Genomic DNA, 525 nt, shown 5'->3' on the forward strand with positions numbered 1-525 from the left:
CTACACCGTGCGATTCCCCGACACGGGCGTGCGGGCAGAGCTCTCGGCGACCACGCGCACGGGCATTGCCAGGTTCACTTTCAGCAAGGACGCTCCCGCCTACGTCCATGTCCGTTCCGGAGGATCCCTCAACGGCAACTCGGACGCCAGCGCGACGGTTTCGGAGGACCTCACCACGGTGACCGGGTCCACCACGACGGGCGACTTCTGCGGAAAGGGCAACTCATACACGCTCTACTACGCCGCCACGTTCAGCACCCCGGCGAAGGCCGCGGGAACCTGGAGTGGTGACCACGTGAACGATGCGGGTGTCCTCACCGGCACCGGTGGGCGCTCGGGCGCCTGGCTGGAGTTCACGGGCGGTCAGGAGGTGGAGGTCCGTGTCGGCGTCTCCTATGTCTCCGTGGGGGGGGCGCAGGCGAACCTCGCAGCGGAAGCCACCGGCAGGTCCTTCGACCAGATCCTCTCCGCGGCTGAGGACCGGTGGAACAGTGTGCTGAGCCGGATCGAGGTCGGTGGTGGAAG

1 pseudogene is annotated in these 525 nt (G+C 67.4%); it reads left to right on the plus strand.

The features are described 5' to 3' along the window. Positions 1–525 (plus strand): annotated as a pseudogene (locus tag FK530_RS25470) (GH92 family glycosyl hydrolase); the annotation flags it as partial.

Origin of the sequence: Tsukamurella conjunctivitidis (assembly GCF_007858475.1) — a bacterium.
GTDB classification, from domain to species: domain Bacteria; phylum Actinomycetota; class Actinomycetes; order Mycobacteriales; family Mycobacteriaceae; genus Tsukamurella; species Tsukamurella conjunctivitidis.